The sequence below is a fragment of the Paenibacillus puldeungensis genome (genome assembly GCF_042678945.1).
GTDB classification, from domain to species: Bacteria; Bacillota; Bacilli; order Paenibacillales; family Paenibacillaceae; genus Fontibacillus; species Fontibacillus puldeungensis.
This window is the reverse complement of the sequence record NZ_JBHTLM010000030.1, coordinates 1-17,634: the sequence shown is the minus strand read 5'-3', so window position 1 is coordinate 17,634 and position 17,634 is coordinate 1. Positions and strand designations below refer to the sequence as shown.

Sequence of the window (17,634 nt, the reverse complement as noted above, 5' to 3'; positions counted from 1 at the left end):
AAAGGAAGCAAGCCGATGCCATCGACACCAACCGTTACCGTACACATCGTTACCTACAACAGCGAAGAAGACATTGAAGCATGTTTGGATGCGGTGTTGCGGCAGACTTATGTAATAGAAAAAATCGTCGTTATTGATAATGCCTCAACGGACGGGACAGCAAATCATCTGCAGGAATATATGAAGCGCATGGACAACTCTCAATTAGAGTTCGTTCAAAACCGGGTGAACACCGGATTTGCCCCGGCTCACAATCAGGCGATACGTATGACGCAGAGTGATTATGTACTTGTCCTAAACCCAGATGTAGAGCTTGGAGTCGATTATGTGGAGCGATTGATCGGGCAAATGGAACATGAGCCGGAGATAGGCTGCGCAACGGGTCTGCTGCTATTGAAATCTTCCCCGGAAACTGTGGACAGTACAGGGCTGGCGATGAATGCCATCTGGCGCGCCTTCGATCGCGGAGCCGGTGAACCGGCCCGGCAATGGAGAGACTCGGGCGAAGTCTTTGGCGTTTCTGGTGCCGCAGCTATGTATCGGCGGGCAATGATCGAGGACGTTTCGATCAAAGGGGAATTTTTTGACGAAGATTTTTTTGCCTATAAAGAAGATGTAGATGTCGCATGGCGGGCGGGACTACTTGGTTGGAAAGCCTATTATTGTGCGGATGCCATAGCAACGCACGAACGCGGCTGGAAAAAAGGAAACAGAAGCTCGCAGCCTATTTTTGTACGCAAGTATTCATATATTAATCGCTATAAGATGATTTATAAAAACTTGTCAGGAAATTGCTGGCTAAAGGCTTTGCCTAAGCTTATGGCGTATGAGGTGGCAAGCCACGGTTATATGTTGCTAAGGGAACCAAGAGTGCTTGGGGCGTGGAGAGACTTTAGGAGACAATGGCCGAAATTAAGAGAGAAACGGCGGGAGATTAGGGAGAAAATCGCTCTGAAACAATAATAGACTGTTCCAAGAGGGAAATGTGAGTTCTTCCGGCAGGTTTCCTGGAGGAGTTAATCATTTACAAATAAGCTTGCTTTAACTCGTACTAAACGAGCTTGAAGTGAGCTTTTTTGCTTGATTTGGGACTTTTATAAAATTAACCCCGGAGTGCTCCGGGGTTAATATTTTTTTTGCAATTCCTAGTTCAATTTCCAGATAGCCTGTCCCTTTGTGAATGGATCGGAGAAAATAAACTCAAGACCTTTAGCGGTTTTCGGTACTTCAAAGGCCACTTGGCCTCTTAATTTACGTCCAGCGCCTACAGATCCATCCAGTTGATTTTTTACGACTGATGTAATAGTGATATCGTATGTATAACCATCGCCATCTGCCATGCTAGTGTTCATGACAGATGAGACTACCGCCTCTTCCTTCCCCTTATTTTCAACAGTAATATCTACTATTTTATAAATCTTGCCCTCTTCAGGCTTAATAAAATCGTCACCTTTACTATCTTTAATAGAATTAACTGTGACCACAAGATCGTTAAATGTCACAGAGTCCCCAATTTTAAATACTTCAGGTGCCTTAGTATTTTCCTTAGCAGGTTTCTCCGAGTTATTTGCAGCCTTATTCGTAGTAGCTGCTGAATTTTTTGCTGCCGCTGGCTCCACCTTTTCAATTTGGGCTTCTCCACATGCTGATAACAAAAGAACTGCAGAAAAAAACAAAATTCCCAACTTCAATTTCATTACTTTTACTCCCTCCAAAATGGATAATGGCGTTACAAAGTCCTAGTCTATCAGAACTAGGAAAATATTGCTATTCCAGAAGTGACATTTTGCCTAAACAAGGCGATATAATCACGAAAAATCAACTGAAAAATACTTACACGACTATTGGCAGTCATACCTGTGCTATAATGTCGATAGATTACTATATTTGTAAGGGGCGGAGCGCGTTATTATGGATTTGAGCATCTTGATTGTCAGCTACAATACTTGCCGTTTAACGCTGGACTGTTTACAGTCGGTGTATGATTCCAGGACGGTGTATACGTATGAGGTGATTGTGGTTGACAATGCATCTTCGGACGACTCCGTAGAGGTGATCGCAAGGGACTACCCTCAGGTAACACTGGTGAAAAACTCAACCAATACAGGGTTTGCAAAAGCTAACAACCAAGCTATGGCTATTGCCAAGGGGCGGTACGTGCTTTTACTTAATTCAGATACGATCGTTCAGCCGGATACTTTCCAGACGATGATCAGCTATATGGATGAGCATCTGGACCTGGGAGCCACAGGGTGCAAGGTGATCCTGCCGGACGGGTCTTTGGATAAAGCATGCAAAAGGGGCTTTCCGACGCCTTCTGCGTCTTTTTACTATGCCTTTGGGTTCTCCAAGCTGTTTCCAGATAACCCTCGGTTTAATCAGTATCAGCTTGGATACTTAGATCCCAATGATACTTATCCGGTAGATTGTCTGGTGGGTGCTTTTATGCTGGTACGTCAGGAGACGATCGCTCAAATCGGCGGCTTGGACGAAACCTTCTTTATGTATGGGGAGGACATCGATTGGTGTTACCGGATTAAACAGGCCGGATGGGGCATCCAATATTACCCTGAAACATACATTGTTCACTATAAGGGTGCAAGCAGCAGGCGCAAGCCGTTCAAGATTATCTATGAGTTTCATCGCGCGATGTGGGTATTTCATAGGAAGCACTTCAAGAAGAATTATTCCTGGTTGACGAATACAGCCGTATTTTGCGGAATTGGACTAAAATTTACATTATCTCTGTTGAAAAATAGACTGCTCCCGTCCGGAGCCGGACGCCCTGTTACGCCTCGACCCGAGCAAGCTGGAGCCAACATGGAGGTAAAACGATGATTCGGAAGAACCAGCGGTTTTTATCGCAACTATATATAGCAACAGATTTTATTATTGTTCAGATGGCGTTTCTTTTAGCCTGGTGGTTGAAGTTTGAGAGCGGGTGGATTGATTTTGAATCGCCATTGCCGGTAGAAATTTACGCCTTCTGGAGTCTGGTTTATGGGGCAGTTGCCGTATTTATCGGTATTCTGATCTCCTTGTATTCACCCAAACGCAAAAAGCGGTTTGCAGACGAAGTGTTGAAAATCATCCAGGTGCATTTTACGAGCTTGGTTGTTCTGCTCAGTATGATGTTTTTCGTCAAGCAGATCGATATTTCCCGTGATTATTTGGCCCTCTTCATGGCGTTCAATCTCATGCTCATCATGCTTTACCGTTACTTTCTGAAACAATCGCTTAAGCACCTGCGCAAAAAAGGCTACAATAAGCAGTTTGTCCTTATCATTGGAGGAGGTACATTGGGCCGGCGTTTCCATGACAATTTGAAACAATACCCGGAACTGGGGTACGAAATCGTCGGTTTTCTTGATGACCATCAGGTTTGGAGTGAGATGGAAGCCGCTCGTTATAAGCCGGTTCTTGGTGCAGTTAACCAACTTGAGGATATACTGCAAACGAAACTGATCGACGAAGTCGTTTTGGCACTTCCGCTAGATGCCCATGCTAGATATGCCCGAATTATCGCAATTTGTGAAAAAGCAGGGGTACGAACGCTCATCATCCCGGACTATTTTGACTTTTTACCGGCTCGGCCGTATTTTGATAACTTTGCGGGTATGCCTATGATTAACGTTCGCGACATTCCGCTAGATTTAGCTGGGAATCGGCTTGCTAAACGGCTTTTTGACATTGTCTTTTCCTTGGCAGCGATTATTATAACTATGCCGATCATGCTCTTTGTTGCTCTGGGAGTGGCGTTAACTTCCCGGGGGCCGATTATCTTTAAGCAGGAGCGGGTCGGTTTGAACCGGCGTCATTTTCAAATGTACAAGTTTCGCTCTATGAAGGTGTTACCTGAGGGAGTAGAGGATACGGGATGGACTACTGAAAATGATCCTCGGCGTACGAAGTTCGGTGCCTTTATCCGCAAAACGAGTCTCGACGAGCTGCCGCAATTTTTCAATGTGCTTGCCGGGGATATGAGCGTTGTCGGCCCGCGGCCGGAGCGACCGTACTATGTGGAGCAATTCAAGGAGGAAGTTCCCAAATACATGGTCAAGCACCATGTGCGTCCGGGGATTACCGGTTGGGCGCAAACGCACGGCCTCCGCGGCGATACGTCGATCGAGGAACGGATTAAACACGATATATTTTATATCGAAAACTGGTCGATTTTGCTGGATATCAAGATCATACTCAAAACGGTCGTAAACGGATTTGTAAATAGAAACGCGTATTGATCTAAAGTAAAAAAGAAAGTTCTATAAAGAACTTCTGGACGATTATAGTGATAAGAGGCCAAATTGGCCTCTTTAACTGTAGGTTGTATAACAAAACTGATAAAGTAGGAAAATGCGTAGATTTAGATGTACATTTTGCATTTATCACTTGTTAGCTTCTTCCGTTGAACAGCACATCAGCAGTACCTATATTCACTTTTGCGTAACAGCTAGCAGCCACAAGACACATATACTCGGCACCTATACCTTACACTCCATATCTATAGAACCACCTATACGTATTTACCTGCACACTGCCTACACGCGCTTCTATATATACATTCCACTAGTACCACACCTATCCATTTACTAGGTTTACTAACGAGCATCATCTGGCTATTAAAGGTGCTTTTTTGTGTTCGCCTAAAATACGAACATTGACACTATATGCGTGGTAACATAGACTAGTAATGGACTATTGAAATGATGCAGAGGATTGTCCAAAAACCAAGGCTGACGGATGATGAGGGGCGGGGTGAAGAGCCCCTTTTTTCGCAGGCCTTTTCGGCGTTTTTGGCAAACGATTTTTATGGTGATCTAGCAACGTATAAAAGGCTGGTATAATTTCGCTGGAGGAAACAACGTGAAGCAGATGATACAATCGTGGCGGCATGTTTTTAAGCTGGATCCGGATCGCCACCTGGATGATGCCGCACTTGAATCTGTTTGCCTTTCGGGGACGGACGCCATTATGGTCGGCGGGTCGAGCGGGGTGACGTACGACAATACAGTAGACCTGCTCTCGCGCATACGCCAGTTTGAAGTTCCATGCGTGCTGGAGGTTTCGGACCTGGAGGCGGTTGTGCCGGGGTTCGATCTGTTTTTGATCCCGACCGTTCTGAACGCCGGCCATCCGGACTGGCTCATCGGTCAGCATGCCCGGGCGATTGAACGATACGGTTACCTCATCCCCTGGGATATGCTGGTTCCGGAAGGCTACCTTGTGCTGAACCCGGATGCGACTGTGGCCAAGGTAACGAAGGCCCAGACGGAGCTTGATGCCTCCGCGGCGGCAGCTTATGCCCAGTTTGCGGACAGGCTGCTGCAGCTGCCGATTGTTTATCTCGAATACAGCGGAAGGCTCGGGGACATGGAACTGGTGGCGCAGGTGCGAAGAACGCTCGAGACGTCCCGCTTGTTTTATGGAGGCGGCATTAAGGATGCCGAATCTGCACGCCGGGCGGCAGCGGTGTGTGACACGGTTGTCGTAGGCAATGTGATTTACAGTAACCTGGAGCATGCCCTAAGCACTGTAGAAGCGGTGAAGGAGAAAAGGTAAGGCTAAGGACACTCATGTTCGTTTTTCTGAAGAAGTTGAAGTAAAAGGAAGGAGCATTTTTTATGATGCAACCTGTTAACATACAAGAGGCGGTCAGCCGCCTCAATCCGCAGCAAAGGAAGGCCGTGGAAACGACCGATGGTCCGCTGCTCATCATGGCCGGTGCAGGTAGTGGCAAGACGCGGGTGCTGACGCACCGGATCGCTTACCTCATTGCGACGCGTAAAGCGCCGCCTTGGGCCATTCTTGCGATCACATTTACCAATAAAGCCGCTCGCGAAATGCAGGACCGGGTATCCCGGCTTGTAGGCGGGGCGGAGGGAAGAGACATTTGGGTGTCTACGTTCCACTCGATGTGCGTGCGGATTTTGCGGCGGGATATCGAGCGGATCGGGTTTAACTCCAACTTCTCGATTCTGGATTCGACCGACCAGTTGTCCGTGATCCGCAACATTATGAAGGAGCTGAACATCGATACGAAAAAATTCGAGCCGAAGGCGGTTCAATCGATGATCAGTACGGCGAAGAACGAGCTTGTTACGCCCCAGCAGTATGAGCAGAAGGTCGGGGACTATTTTGAAGGTATTGTAGCCAAAGTGTACCCGATGTACCAAAGACGGCTGCGGAGCAATAACTCGCTCGATTTTGACGACCTCATCATGAAGACGATCGAGCTGTTTAAAGACAATTCGGAAGTGCTGGATTTTTATCAGAAAAAATTCCAATACATTCACGTCGACGAATATCAGGATACCAACCGGGCCCAATATATGCTGTGCCGGATGCTGGCGGACAAGCATCACCGCATCTGCGTCGTCGGCGATAGCGACCAGTCGATTTATCGCTGGCGCGGGGCGGATATCAGCAATATTCTGAACTTTGAAAAGGATTACCCTGAGGCGAAGACGATTCTCCTGGAGCAAAACTACCGCTCCACCTCGACCATTCTGGATGCGGCCAACGCCGTTATCGGTCAAAACACGGGGCGCAAGCCGAAGCGACTTTGGACGGACAAGGGCGACGGAGATAAGATCAAGGTGTACCGTGCCGATTCCGAGCATGACGAGGGTTATTTTGTGACCTCAGAAATTAATAGCAGTGTGAAAAAAGGGCGTACCTACCGGGATCACGCGATTTTGTACCGGACGAACGCCCAGTCCCGGGTGATCGAGGAAATTCTCATCAAGTCGGACATTCCGTATCAGATTGTTGGCGGCATTAAGTTCTATGATCGAAAAGAGATCAAGGACATGCTCGCTTACCTGCGGCTGCTGTCCAATCCGGACGACGATATCAGCTTGACGCGTGTCATCAACGTGCCGAAGCGGGGCATCGGCGATACGACCGTAGCGAAGCTCGCGGATGCAGCGGCTGAGCGCGGTACGTCGATTTACCGGGTGCTGCAATACGTGGACGATCTCGGGCTTGCCGGTCGCACACGCAATGCGCTGGTGGAGTTCTACGATATGATCGCCGGGCTGCATCAAATGGTGGAGTATCTGTCGGTCACGGAGTTAACCGAAAAAATATTGGAAATGTCGCAATATCGGCTTGAACTGCAAAATGAGAATACGCTGGAATCCCGTTCCCGACTGGAAAATATCGACGAGTTCCTGTCGGTGACGATGGAATTTGAGAAAAACAATGAGGATAAAACGCTGGTCTCCTTCCTTACAGATCTGGCGCTGATCGCCGATATTGACTCGATGAACGATAACGGCGACGCGGATAAACCGAACGACGATGCGGTTGTCCTGATGACGATGCACAGCGCCAAGGGCCTGGAGTTCCCCGTCGTATTCATCGTCGGTATGGAGGAGGGGGTGTTCCCGCACAGCCGCGCCTTTCTCGACAACGAGGAGCTGGAGGAGGAGCGGCGCCTTGCTTACGTAGGCATTACGCGGGCCGAGGAGAAGCTGTTCCTCTCGTGCGCGCAAATGCGCACGCTGTTCGGGCGCACGACGGCGAACCCACCGTCGCGCTTCCTTGAGGAGATTCCTGAGGAACTCAAGGAAGATACGAACATCCCGCGCGACCGCTACCGCCGGGGCGCGGGCGCAGGCGGCGCCTACAGCGGCCGCGGCTTCGCTGGCGGCGGGGGCAACTTCGGCCACCGTCAGGCGGCCGAAGGCCCGGGTGCACGCCACGTGGCGCCATCCGGCGGCCGCGTGACCGTGACGACCGGCGCGCCAGGGGCAGAGCCGGCCAAGCCTGCGGCGAACCCCGGCGATTTCAGCGCCGGGGACAAGGTGTCCCATGCCAAATGGGGCATTGGGACCATCGTGGCGATCAAGGGCTCCGGCAACGACACGGAGCTCCAGATCGCTTTTCCAGCGCCAGTCGGCGTCAAGCGCCTTCTGGCCGGGTTCGCGCCGATCACGAAGGTGACCGACTAAGCTGCTCTTAGCAGCCTATCAACTCTATTGTCAAATATCCCTGCCAGCTAGTTACTTGGCCGATGCTAACAAATGAACAAATCAGGCTATTGAATCCCCAAACTTTTTGGGGAATACTAATCATAAGAAGAAATAGGTCCATTTTATGGACCTATTTATGGATTTTAAGGCGTCGGGGAGAGAATAGGGGTAATTTATGGTCCTATTTTGCAATGATTGCGCGGATTTACCACATAAACTTGAATTTCTTAAGAAATAGGACCTATTTTTACCCCTATTTCAATGAAAATGACTATTTTAGGATCAATATGGCCCTTTTTTACCCTTATTGGGCCCAGACGGAGCACCATACACGGATTAAGGGCACAGCGGGCAACCAGCAAACCGATACCGGTACACGGAGCTTCGCCCACGCACTAGCCGCGCACGCATCAGATGCACCGTGCCCAAGCTACCAAACGCCCCTGCATCAGGCGACCCAAGCATCAGGCGTACCGCGCCCATGCACCAGGGCCTTGGGCATCGCACCAGACGCCCCGAGCCGCACACCAATACAAGTCCCAAAGAAACGGAGCAGCCCTCCGTTTCTATACATATTTAAGGAGGGGAAGTCCCTGCATGGATGCTATGCAAAAAATGGAGCAGCTCGTCGAGCAGCTAAATCAGTACAACTACCACTACTATACCTTGGACCAGCCGCTCGTTAGCGACAAGGAATACGATCTGCTGTACGATGAGCTGACTGCACTGGAGGCTCAGACGGGGGTTACCCTACCGGATTCGCCAACGGTTAGAGTGGGCGGGGAATTGCTGCAAGGATTTAAGCCGCACCGCCATCTAGCTTCACTCTGGAGCCTCGACAAAGCGCAGAACGAGGAGCAGCTGCAAAGCTGGAACAACCGTGCACTCAAGCTGATTGCCGATTACAACGCCAAAAATCCGGCCAATCCTTTGCCGTCTCCAACGTATGTGTTGGAGCTGAAATTTGACGGCCTCACCCTGAACCTGACGTATACGGACGGCAAGCTCGTTCAAGCGGCCACTCGCGGCAACGGCGTTGTCGGTGAAGGCATTTTGGCGCAGGTGAAGACGATCAAATCCGTGCCGCTCACGATACCATTTAGCGAAGGCACCCTCGAAGTGCAGGGCGAAGGCATCATGAACCTGTCCGTACTGGCCAAGTATAATGAGACCGCTGCGGAGCCGCTCAAAAATGCCCGTAACGCCGCAGCCGGAGCACTTCGCAATCTCAATCCGAAGACGACAGCGGAGCGTAAGCTAAGCGCCTTTTTCTACAATGTCGGGTATTTGGAGAATCTGGAATTCCACGATCATCGCGAAATGGTGGACTTCCTGAAGAACAATCGCTTTAAGGTAAGTCCATATGTAACGTATCATGATAGCTTCGACCACGTGATGAGTGAGTTAAAGCATATCGAGGAACAGCGTTCCTCGCTTGACTTTCTGATCGATGGAGCGGTTATCAAGCTGACTGATATGCGCACGCGTGAGGTACTTGGCTACACCGACAAGTTTCCGCGTTGGGCGGTTGCGTTCAAATTCGAAGCGGAAGAGACGACGACCATCCTGGAGTCGGTTTCCTGGAATGTCGGCAGAACCGGAAAAATTACACCTTTGGCCAAAGTTGAACCTGTAGAGCTCGCAGGAGTTACGGTGCAAAACTGCACACTGAACAATGTCGGCGACATCGAGCGGAAAAACCTGAAGTTTGCGCTCGGCACCCGTGTGTTTATCCGCCGTTCTAATGACGTCATCCCGGAAATTCTCGGCAAAGTAACCGATGACCAGGATGGCGCAGAAATCGTTTATCCGGGGGTATGCCCGGCCTGCGGCACGCCGCTTGAGCAGCGCGGAGCGCATCTGTTCTGTAACAACCGGCTGGGGTGTAAGCCGCAAATCGTTGCCCGGATCTCACACTTCGCCTCACGGGATGCGATGGACATCGAAACGTTCAGCGAAAAGACGGCTGGGCAGCTGCTCGATGAACTTCATCTGCATGAGCCGGCGGATCTTTACACACTGACGTTTGATGACCTTATCAAACTGGAGCGGTTTGGCGAGAAGAAGGCGAACAATTTGCTACAAGCGATCGAGGAGAGCAAAGGGCGCGATCTGGCCTCCTTCCTGTTTGCGCTCGGCATTCCGAATACCGGAAAATCGACGACTAAGGCCCTCGCTGATCATTTTCGGGATTTGTCTAGCGTCATGTCTGCCACCGTGGAGGAGCTTACGGTAATACCGGACATCGGCGGCATCGTAGCTGAAAGCATCGTGTCGTTCTTCGCCGATCCGTTCCAGCAAGCCGGGATACAGAAAATGCTCGAGTTAGGCGTGAGCCCTAAAGCGCCAGAGAAATCATCGGCGGCCGCAGTGAACTCCTTCTTTACCGGCAAAACCGTTGTCCTGACGGGTACGCTTCAGCAGCTTAGCCGTGACGAGGCGACCGCACGTATGGAGGCACTTGGTGCCAAGGTCACCGGCAGCGTGTCCAAGAAGACCGACCTGGTCATCGCTGGCGAGAAGGCCGGCAGCAAGCTTGCCAAAGCACAAGAGCTCGGCATTCAAGTGATTGAAGACGAGGATGAATTCATCCGTCTGCTAAATGAAAACGCTGAATGAAGCAGGATAGCTAATGAAGTGATTTGTGCACAGATTCTGCGACTGAGCTACAATTTTACCGCCTCCGACGCGGCAACATGATGTTGCTGCAGCGGGGGTTTTTTGTTGGTTGTAAGGATTTTTATTTTCCCCCACGGATTCTCGAAAAGTGACGCGCGTCATTGAAACTCTGCCCCGTTTTCCCCCATGATATGGCAGTGTGCTTTTTTTGCGCACAATGCTCACAAATCTAAACACAAAAGGATGAAATGAAAATGAGTCATGACGCGTTACAGTGGAAGCCTTCGCGCTTCAATGCGCAGAGTGAAACGGATGACGGCGGCCTGATGCTGTATAACAGCTATACTGGGGCGATCGCTTCTATCTCTGCGGCAGAACGGAACCAGGTATTAGATTGGCTGAAGCCATCCAGCCCTGTCCCCGAACCGGCTCCTCCACTGTTCGCAGGGCTGACTGAGCAAGGTTTTCTAGTCCCCGCTGAAACAGATGAAATGCGGCGGGCTTTGTTCCTCCATCAATCGATGCATGCCCAGGATTCGATGCACCTTGTACTGCTGGTAACGGAGGCGTGCAATTTCCGCTGCAATTATTGCTACGAATCTTTTCCACGCTCTTCAATGCGCGAGGAAGTGATTCGGGGCCTTGAAGCTTATATGACCGGCCGGGCAAAAACGCTCAGCCAGCTTACCATAAGCTGGCATGGCGGAGAACCGCTGCTCGTTCCGCATATCATTGAGCGGCTGTCACGTTCTTTTATGGCTGCCTGCGAGCAAAATGGTGCCGTATACGCGGCGGAGATGTCGACCAACGGCTATTTTCTGACGAGAGAGCGGTTTGAGCAAATGCTTGATCTGCATGTGGAGCGCTTCATGGTGACGCTCGACGGAGAAGGCGAGGTTCACAACAAGCGGCGCGGATTAAATGGTGGCGGAGAGACCTATCAGACGATCGTGGACAATTTACTATCCTTGAAGCAAGTGGATCGTCCATTTGAAATAAACTTACGCGTGAACTTCGATAACAGCAACCTTGAGGCGGTATCAGAGTTTATTCCGGTCCTTCGTGATCTGTTTGCGGATGATTCGCGCTTTAAAGTATATTTCCGGCCGGTTGGCTGCATGGGCGGAGAGAATGACCTTAATCTGCCGGTGTGCGACGACCAAACGAAGGACACGAAAATATGGGAGTTCAACGAGCAGGCGATTCGCGAGGGGCTTACAGTGAGTTCATTTATCTCAGACATTTTGCTCCCGACCGGTGCGGTATGTTATGCCGCCAAACCAAACTCTCTGATCGTAGGTTCCGATGGAATGCTCTACAAATGCTCGGTCGCCATCGAGCAGGACAACAACCGCCTTGGCCGAATCCATGAGGATGGTACCCTTGATCTGGACATGGATAAGCTGGCGCTTTGGACAACCTCTGGCGAGGAAACGAATGAGAAATGCCAAAGCTGCTTCTTCCGGCCTTCCTGTCAGGGCAATCATTGCCCGCTGTATCGGATGCGTACGGGAAATCGTCCATGCTCTTACGAGAAACGTCAGATCAAAAAGACGCTGCGAACTATTTGGCTCCAAGCCCAACGGGAAGAAGCAGAGTTATAAGTAATGAATGACCCCATTTCCAATAGTTAAGGAGGTGAACAAGATGAAAGTAATCCGTCCTGCAGCCAAGGCAGCAAGCGTGAAAACAAGCCGGTTGTCCAAATCGGTCCCAGGCAATTTAAGCTAATATTTAGCGAAACAAGAGAAGGTCAAGTCCCTGCAAGTGTGCAGGAGGCTTGGCCTTTTACTATGTGAAATAAAGTTATCACTCCCAAATATAAACTATTATGAAACTATTTATCTTCGAGAACCGTTTTATTAATAGAACTAATATTAACAATTTTAATGGGGAGGATAAGATGAGTAAGAAATGGTTACGCAAAGCGATATTGGTTAGCATGTGTACTTTGCTCTTCGCGGGTTGCAGCAGTACTCCGTCAAAAAAGGCGGAACAGCCGTCTAGTTTGAAAGTGATGTTTCATGATGAAAATTATTTTTTTCAGCAATACGGGGATTTGTTCACCATGAAAAATCCGAATATCGAAATTCAAGTGATCAGTACAAATTCAATGTACAACGGAGAAGTCAAGGATTATAAAAAGGCGTTTGACGAGTTTGTTGAAAAGGAACAGCCGGATGTTATTATGCTAAATCAAGAAAACTACACGGAATACGCTTCGAATGGAAAGCTAACAGAGCTTGATACGTTGATTCAGCGTGATAAGTACAATACGGAGAATATTTATCCCGCTTTGCTGGAGCAGCTTAAGGAGCAGGGCGGGGGCAAATTGTATGGCCTGGCTCCAACTTTTTATGGGAGTGCCATTTTTTACAATGTGGATTTATTCAAAAAATATGGAGTAGAAATACCGCATGACGGAATGACCTGGCAGGAATTACTTGACACGGCTCGTCGCTTTCCTACCGATGGAGATGAGAAGACGCGCATTTACGGTTTTGGAGAACAGTATTCCATGCAGATCAACGACCTGGCTCAATCGATCGCTTCTACAGAAGGGCTGAAGGCAATCAATCCGGACACCTTGAAAGTGACGATTAACACGGATTCCTGGAAAAAGGCTTATCAAATGGCAATTGATGCGATCGACTCCAAAGCCGTTTATAATCCCAAAGATAATTTTAACGGCGGTCCCATGGAAGAGTATTACAAAAGCCAACCCTTCATAATGGGGCGTATGGCGATGACAATGGGCAGTTCTTATGATTTACAGAACTACAAGGATGCGAAAACAGCAATTAAGGATTATAAACCTTTTGAACTCGGGATTGTGGCTGGACCAGTCGATCCTGCTGCACCGGATATAACCAGAAATACGGGCGTAGGTGAGCTTTTCGCGATCCGCGCTAATTCGCCGAATACGGACGCAGCATGGGAGTTTATCAAGTTTATTAATGGTGATGAGTTCGCAAAGGTGAAATCAAGATCGATGAGCAATGGATTGCTTTCGAGAATGGGTTATTCCACGGAATATGACGGACATAGTCTCGAAGCCTTCTATAAGTTGAAACCTGATATGAAAGGCTCAGAGTGGTATGGTAGCGAGAAAATTCCTAATGAATTTTATGACCAGTATCGACCGCTCCTTGAAAAAGAGATTGGACTCGTTGTGGACAAGAAGAAATCGCTGGACGAAGCGTTGAAGACGATTCAAGAGCAAGGACAGGCTGCCTTGGATAAAGCCATTAAGGAAAAGGCATCCAAGAAAGAATCAGATAGCACGAAATAAGCCGTAACTATTTTTTTTGCAAGACGTTATTTGGGAGGAGGAGATAGTAAAGAAAATAAGTGGGAGGACAAAATGAGAAACAAATGGTTACATAAGGCCGCTTTGCTCGCCATCAGCACTTTGCTGCTTGCCGGCTGCAGCAGCGCCCCGACTAAAGAGCAGGAGAAGCAATCTACGCTCAAAGTCATGTATTCGGATGAGAGCTACTTTTTCAAGCAGTATGGAGATTTGTTCGCAATGAAGCATCCGAATATTGATGTTGAGGTTGTTTCGACCAGTGGAATGAACCAGTACGATCCGGAAAAAGATCACAGCAAAGCCTTTGACAAATTGGTGGAGAAAGAAAAGCCGGATGTCATTATGCTTAATACGGACAATTATGCCAAGTATGCGGCAGATGGCAAGCTGATGGAGCTGGATACCTTGATTCAGCGTGACAAGTATAACACGGACACTATTTATCCCGCACTGCTGGATCAGCTTAAAGAACAGGGTGGCGGGAAGCTTTATGGTTTGGCTCCTTCATTTTATGGAGATGCGATTTTCTATAATGCCGATTTGTTCAAAAAATATGGCGTAGACATCCCGAAGGACGGGATCACCTGGCAGGAGCTACTGGATTTGGCTCGCCGTTTTCCAACCGATGGGGATGATAAAAGCCGAATTTATGGGTTCGGAAACGAATACGCTATGGGAATTAACGATTTGGCGCAACAAATTGCCTCAACGGAAGGTTTGAAATACATCAATCCCGACACCAAAAAGGTAACTATTAATACGGACTCATGGAAAAAGGTGTTCAAGCAGGCGATGGATGCAGTAGAATCGAAGGCCATCTATAACCCTAAAGATGGAGGTTTTGACGGTGGCACCATGGAGGAATATTACAAAAGCCAGCTCTTCCTTATGGGACGAATGGCGGTGACAAGAGGCAATACTAACATTTTGCAAAATATTAAGGAAGCAAAGAATGCTATAAAAGATTACAAGCCATTTGGTGTTGGGATCGTGGCCGGTCCTGTTGATCCGTCTCAACCGGATAAATCTCGCAATATGGCGGTCAATGAGATTTTCTGTATTCGGGCCAATTCTGAGAATGCAGATGCCGCCTGGGAGTTTATCAAATTTGTCAATGGGGACGAGTTCGCCAAAATCAAATCGAGAAACTTAAGCAATGGGCTGCTCACGCGCATGGGATACTCCACAGAATACGACGGCCATAGTCTGGAAGCATTTTATAAGCTGAAGCCTGATCTGGAAAGCAACCTATCAAGTACCGGGGACCCAATCCCATTCGATTTTTATATGAAATTACATCCTCTAATTGAGAAGGAAATCGGACTGGTCGCGGACAAGCAGAAATCGATTGATGAGGCGCTGACGACGATTCAAGAAGAGGGGCAAGCAGAATTGGATCAAGCGATTAAAGAACGGGATGCCGAGAAAGGTAAAGAGTCGGAAAGCAGTGATCAAGCCTCGACTGGGACAAAGTAGCATAAGTTGAACAAATCCTAAGCAAAAGGTCAAGCTCCGCATAATGATGCGTGAGGCTTGGCCTTTTGTGTTGCAAAAATTTACGATAACTTGAAATTATCAGAACTTCCTTCAGAAGGTAACTTTTCAGAGGTCCGTTTCGTTCTATCCATGAAATTAAAATTATTCATTTAATCAGGAGGGCAATATGAGGAACAAAATGCTACATAAGGCTGCTTTATTACTAGTAATAAGCGCCATGTTATTTACAGGGTGCAGCAGTGGTCCGGCCAAAGAAACTGAACAGCCGTCTACCTTAAAGGTGATGTATTTTGATGAGAGCTACTTTTTCCAGCAGTACGGGGATTTGTTTACGATGAAACACCCGAATATTGATATTCAGGTCGTCTCTACACAAGCGATTGACAATAGTGGCAAGGACTATAAGAAGGCGTTTGATGAATTTGTGGAGAAGGAACAGCCGGATGTAATCCTGCTGCCCAACAATAATTTTGCAAGTTATGCCTCTGAAGGAAAGCTTGCTGAGCTAGATACTCTTATAGAGCGGGACAAGTTCAATACGGAATCCTTTTTTCCGGGCATGCTTGAACAGATGAAGGAGTTAGGCGGAGGAAAACTGTATGGAATGTCCCCATACTTTTACCAAGAGGCCATCATTTATAATGTCGATCTATTTAAAAAGTACGGGGTAGATGTTCCTCATGACGGAATGAGCTGGCAGGAACTGCTGGATCTGGCTCGTCGCTTTCCTACTGATGGAGATGATAAAAGCCGGGTGTATGGCTACGGTACAGAATATTCCTTAGGTGTATCTGCCTTAGGGCAAGCGATCGGGAGAACGGAAGGGTTAACGGATGTCAATCCAGACACCCTGAAAGTGACGGTCGATACGGATTCCTGGAAAAAAGCTTATCAAACGGCGATCGACGCGATGAATTCAAAGGCTGTATATTCACCAAAAGACAACGGATTCAGCGGTTCCATGGAAGACTACTACAAAACTCAAATGTTCCTGATGGGGCGAATGGCGATCACGAGAGGGGACCCCTATATATTGGAGAATCTGAAAGATGCAAAAAACGCAGTAAAAAATTATAAGCCGTTCCAAGTTGGGATTGTGGCGGGGCCGGTAGATCCAACTCAACCGGATAGCACACGCGACGCGAGTCCCGGTGATATTTTTGCCATTAAGGCGAATTCACCGAACACGGACGCAGCTTGGGAATTCTTAAAGTTTATCAATGGGGATGAGTTCGCCAAGATCAAATCGAAGTCAATCGGCAGCAACGGATTACTCTCGCGTATGGGATACCTCAAAGAGTATGAAGGGACAAGTCTAGAACCATACTATAAGCTGAAGCCTATTTTAGATGGCACCTTAAAAAGTAACAACAAAATCCCTAATAAGTTTCATAACGAATTCGAAACGATTCTCGATAAGGAAATAGGGCAAGTGCTGGATAAGAAGAAGTCGCTGGATGATGCGTTAAAGGCTATTCAACAGCAGGGGCAGGCGGCTTTGGACCAAGCCGTCAAGGATAAAGCTGCAGGTAAAGATACGGATGGCTCACGAGGCACTATCACGGTCAGTTAAGCAATAATCGTTATACTATTAAAGGGTTGCCCCATATAACTTTTTTGGGGTAACCCTTTTTTGCCAAAAGACTAGGGACGGTTTCATTTCAAGTTGGGCTTGCGGTTGGACTGTACTCTGCTGCTTTATCGGATGGTGGATGAACCAGTCCGCTGCTAGGCGTTCTTTTGGTGCACGGGTTGGCCGGGGGACTTTCTGGGCTGGATTATGTATTTCTCTTCCACGGGTGCTTTGCTCATGGCGGGTGGGCTTATAGTATTATTATCCACTCCAAAAATGGGAAAACATTCATATTGCAAAATGGTTGCGGGCATGATAAATTATTACTTGTCGCTTCGGACAACATCTTGTCGAAAGATGAGATAGTTACAAAAAAAGAAGTTGACACGATTTAAAAGCTCTGCTAATATAAATAACTGTTCGACAAAAGTTGACTTGAGTCGACTTTGGTAGAACAATAGCAAGCAAGTTCTTTGAAAACTGAACAAATGGATCACGTCAATGATTCAAACGATTATTATTAATCGTCAGTACGAAATGAGCTAATCGCTCTAAAATAAAGCATCAAAACTTTATTGGAGAGTTTGATCCTGGCTCAGGACGAACGCTGGCGGCGTGCCTAATACATGCAAGTCGAGCGGAGCTGATAGAGTGCTTGC

Annotated in this window: 11 protein-coding genes and 1 rRNA gene; 11 read left to right on the top strand and 1 reads right to left on the bottom strand. The window is 48.1% G+C overall.

All coding sequences use genetic code 11. From position 1 onward, the window contains the following. The first annotated feature begins 15 nt into the window (after positions 1-15). On the top strand, positions 16-963 hold the full coding sequence (locus ACFQ3W_RS24260; protein ID WP_379321811.1) for a glycosyltransferase family 2 protein: 948 nt from the start codon (positions 16-18) through the stop codon (positions 961-963). Positions 964-1,145: 182 nt separating this feature from the next. Here ACFQ3W_RS24260 and ACFQ3W_RS24255 read toward each other — a convergent pair whose 3' ends face one another. Beyond that, entirely contained in the window at positions 1,146-1,697 is a 552-nt protein-coding gene (locus ACFQ3W_RS24255; protein ID WP_379321810.1) for a DUF4352 domain-containing protein, read from the bottom strand. 214 nt (positions 1,698-1,911) lie between these two features. Between ACFQ3W_RS24255 and ACFQ3W_RS24250 the strand changes: the two genes are divergently transcribed. The 10 genes from ACFQ3W_RS24250 to ACFQ3W_RS24205 form a co-directional block, all read left to right on the top strand. After that, positions 1,912-2,838 carry a glycosyltransferase family 2 protein gene (locus tag ACFQ3W_RS24250; protein WP_379321809.1) on the top strand — a complete coding sequence of 309 codons (927 nt, stop codon included), beginning with the start codon at positions 1,912-1,914 and terminating at the stop codon, positions 2,836-2,838. Further along, positions 2,835-4,241: an undecaprenyl-phosphate glucose phosphotransferase gene (locus tag ACFQ3W_RS24245; RefSeq protein ID WP_379321808.1), complete on the top strand. Its 1,407-nt coding sequence runs from the start codon at positions 2,835-2,837 to the stop codon at positions 4,239-4,241. Before ACFQ3W_RS24250 ends, ACFQ3W_RS24245 begins: the two co-directional genes overlap by 4 nt. Before the next feature lie 631 nt (positions 4,242-4,872). After that, entirely contained in the window at positions 4,873-5,559 is a 687-nt protein-coding gene (locus ACFQ3W_RS24240; protein WP_379321841.1) for a heptaprenylglyceryl phosphate synthase, read from the top strand. Positions 5,560-5,624: 65 nt separating this feature from the next. Beyond that, complete coding sequence (gene pcrA, locus ACFQ3W_RS24235; RefSeq protein WP_379321840.1) at positions 5,625-7,955, top strand: DNA helicase PcrA; 2,331 nt, start codon at positions 5,625-5,627, stop codon at positions 7,953-7,955. 618 nt (positions 7,956-8,573) lie between these two features. Then, positions 8,574-10,595 carry an NAD-dependent DNA ligase LigA gene (ligA, locus tag ACFQ3W_RS24230; RefSeq protein WP_379321807.1) on the top strand — a complete coding sequence of 674 codons (2,022 nt, stop codon included), beginning with the start codon at positions 8,574-8,576 and terminating at the stop codon, positions 10,593-10,595. 254 nt (positions 10,596-10,849) lie between these two features. Next, a complete protein-coding gene (locus ACFQ3W_RS24225; protein ID WP_379321806.1) occupies positions 10,850-12,199 on the top strand; it encodes a radical SAM protein in 1,350 nt (449 codons plus the stop codon). 299 nt (positions 12,200-12,498) lie between these two features. Further along, positions 12,499-13,887, top strand: a complete 1,389-nt coding sequence (locus tag ACFQ3W_RS24220) for an ABC transporter substrate-binding protein (RefSeq protein ID WP_379321805.1) — start codon at positions 12,499-12,501, stop codon at positions 13,885-13,887. 72 nt (positions 13,888-13,959) lie between these two features. Then, complete coding sequence (locus tag ACFQ3W_RS24215; protein WP_379321804.1) at positions 13,960-15,381, top strand: ABC transporter substrate-binding protein; 1,422 nt, start codon at positions 13,960-13,962, stop codon at positions 15,379-15,381. Positions 15,382-15,568: 187 nt separating this feature from the next. Beyond that, the gene (locus ACFQ3W_RS24210) at positions 15,569-16,975 is read left to right on the top strand and encodes an ABC transporter substrate-binding protein (RefSeq protein WP_379321803.1); all 1,407 of its coding nucleotides are present in this window, start codon (positions 15,569-15,571) and stop codon (positions 16,973-16,975) included. A 572-nt stretch (positions 16,976-17,547) separates the two neighbouring features. Further along, a 16S ribosomal RNA gene (locus ACFQ3W_RS24205) occupies positions 17,548-17,634 on the top strand; the annotation flags it as partial.